The following is a 2,901-nucleotide window of genomic DNA, read 5'->3' on the forward strand; positions in this document are numbered from 1 at the left end:
GCTATGCAGCATATTGCTGGCCGATAGCGGCCATCTTCAGGAAGAGGAGGCACATTACCTCGGCCGCCATAAGCTGAGCAGGCATGAGAATCCGGAGCCCCTGTATGATCAGGAGGATGCAGAAGCCTGCATGGAGCTGTTTCAGTCGGTGGACTTTCACCAAGTGATCCAGCTCGGTGATATACGCTTTCATCTGCGACCGGTCGGGCACATTCTCGGGGCGGCCTGTGTCATCATCGAGGCGGAAGGTAAATGCGTCGGTTTTTCCGGCGATGTGGGCCGCCTCAATGATATTTTCATGAGGCCACCTGCGCCTCTGCCAGCTCTGGACATGCTGATGCTGGAGTCAACGTATGGCAATCGTCGCCACGACGATGCGGACCCGTTGTCGCAGTTGGCAGACATCGTTAATGAAACCGTCGACAAAGGGGGCAATATACTGATTCCGGCCTTTGCCGTGGGCAGAGCGCAGGTCTTGCAGCATATGCTCACCGACCTGATGAAGGCGGGACGAATTCCAAGGTTGCCAGTTTATCTGGATAGCCCCATGGCGATTGATGTTTCTGAGATTTACTGCCGCTACGAAGATCAGCATCGGTTGAGCAGTTCAGAATGCCACGAAATGTGCAGCACCGTTCATTATAGCCGCAGCGTCCAGGACTCCAAGGCGCTGGCTGATCAGGCCTACCCGCACGTAATTATTGCAGGCAGCGGTATGGCAACGGGCGGTCGCATTCTTCATCACTTCAAACGTCTCCTCGGCCAGCACCGTACAACCGTTATCTTTGCCGGTTATCAGGCAGGGGGGACACGAGGCGCCAAAATGGTTGATGGAGCGGAAAGGATCAAGATCCACGGCGACTGGATTCCGGTCAAGGCCCGGCTGGAGGTGTTGAGTGGGCTTTCCGGACATGGAGATTTCACAGAGATCGAACAGTGGCTGGCTCAAAGTGACTTAGCCCCCGAAACGCCGATCAACTTGATTCATGGAGACCCTGATGCGCTGGAGGCCATGAAGGATCACTTGCGTCAGAACACCCGGTTTGAGGTGGAGGTGGCAAGCTACCAATCCATTTTGCGTCTTTGATGTGAGACCGGGCAAATACCCGGGGTAATCCGGATATTTACGGCGAGGATTTCTAGTAGGCCACCATTAACGTCAGTAGAGTTATCAGGGAGAGATCATGAACGGCTATTCCATTGAGGATTCACATCGAATCCAGCAGCGTGCTGCCCAATACCGGCAGCGTTACCCCCAGTTTGCCAACTGGGCAAAAGGGCGCGGGGTGATCGAACATACCGATTTGACCCAGGTGCGCGTGTTCGACCTGTGCCAGGAACTCGTTTGTGCCGGGCGTTATGACTCGCTCGACGATGCCCTGATTATTTTCGAGGCTGCAGACACCCTCACCAACGCGGCCATGTGGCTGGTAGCCCACATGACTTATGCCAGCAGAGTGGACCTGTCCGGACAGCCGCTGGCGGCGGATGACTTCAAGGAAAATCCTCAGGGGCATACCGGTGGTTCGCTGAACATGGTGCCTGCCTATCTTGGCTACACGGCCGCCAACGCGTTGGCGGGGCTGACCCGTAGCTGGCTGATGGGGCAGGGGCACTGTGTGGCGGCTATCGAAAGCGTCAACATACTGCTCGGCAATCTGCATCCAGAACAGCAGGCTCGGTACACGCTCGACGAGGCGGGGCTGTCCCGGCTGGTGAGTGACTTTTACAGCTACGCCGTCACTCCGGATGGCACACCGGGGGTTCCCCTGGGCAGTCACGTCAACCCCCACACTGCCGGCGGGCTGATCGAGGGCGGATATCTGGGCTTCGCTGAACTGCAATACACCCACATGCCGCTGCCGGGGGAGCGTCTGGTCGCGTTTCTCAGTGATGGGGCATTTGAGGAGCAGCGGGGCAGCGACTGGGCAAGCCGCTGGTGGCGAGCCGAGGACTGTGGCCTGGTGACCCCGGTGATGATTGCTAACGGGCGCCGCATTGATCAACGGTCAACCATTTTTCTGCAAGGGGGGACGGACTGGTTCCGGCAGCACCTGGAGCTCAATGGCTTTTACCCCATACTCATTGATGGCCGCGATCCTGCGGCCTTTATCTGGGGCATCTTCGAGGCCGAATCGAGGCTTCAGGCGTGCAGCGAACAGGTCAGCGCCGGCCACATGAGGTACCCTGTAAAGCTCCCCTATCTGATTGCCGAGACGGTCAAAGGCTATGGTTTCTATGGTGCTGGTTCAAACGCGGCGCATGGTACCCCGCTTCCGGCAATACCGAGATTTGATGAGGTCTCGCGCAGGCACTTTAACGAATCCATTGCCCGTTTGTTTGTGCCCGAGATCGAGATTCACGGCGCCCGCGACGTGCTGGCAACTCACCGGGCAGACGATCGGCCTGCGGAAAAGGATCATCCGCTGAGTTGTCGTGACGTCAAGCTGCAAACTGTACCCGAACCGGTCTGGTTGCAAACGGCGGTATCAGAGTCGCCCATGGTGGCGATTGATCGGCAGTTTGTTGCCCTTGTAAAGGCCAACCCGGCGCTTCGTATTCGCCTGGGGAACCCGGATGAATTGCGTAGTAATCAGATGAACCAGTCGCTTGACCTTCTGAAGCATCGCACCCTGACGCCCGAGCCCGGCCTTGCGGAATCCCTTCACGGCTCGGTAATCACAGCCCTGAATGAGGAGGCCGTTGTCAGCGCCGCTCTGGGTAATAAGGGAGGTATGAATCTGGTGGTGTCCTACGAAGCGTTTGCCATGAAAATGATTGGCGCTCTTCGGCAGGAAATTATTTTTGCGCGACACCAGAAAAGTCTCGGTCGGCCCGCCCGATGGTTATCCGTGCCGGTCATTGCGACGTCGCACCTCTGGGAAAACGGCAAGAACGAGC

2 protein-coding genes are annotated in these 2,901 nt (G+C 57.4%); both read left to right on the forward strand.

Annotated features, from left to right (window positions below):
• Window positions 1-1,087, forward strand: a 1,087-nt coding sequence (locus B3187_RS17395) for an MBL fold metallo-hydrolase RNA specificity domain-containing protein (protein ID WP_286807753.1), incomplete at its 5' end; no start/stop codon positions are given.
• 97 nt (window positions 1,088-1,184) lie between these two features.
• A partial coding sequence (locus B3187_RS17400) for a xylulose 5-phosphate 3-epimerase (protein ID WP_286807754.1) occupies window positions 1,185-2,901 on the forward strand: 1,717 nt, incomplete at its 3' end.

Source organism: Marinimicrobium sp. UBA4209, from assembly GCF_002381585.1.
Taxonomy (GTDB): Bacteria; Pseudomonadota; Gammaproteobacteria; order Pseudomonadales; family Cellvibrionaceae; genus Marinimicrobium; species Marinimicrobium koreense.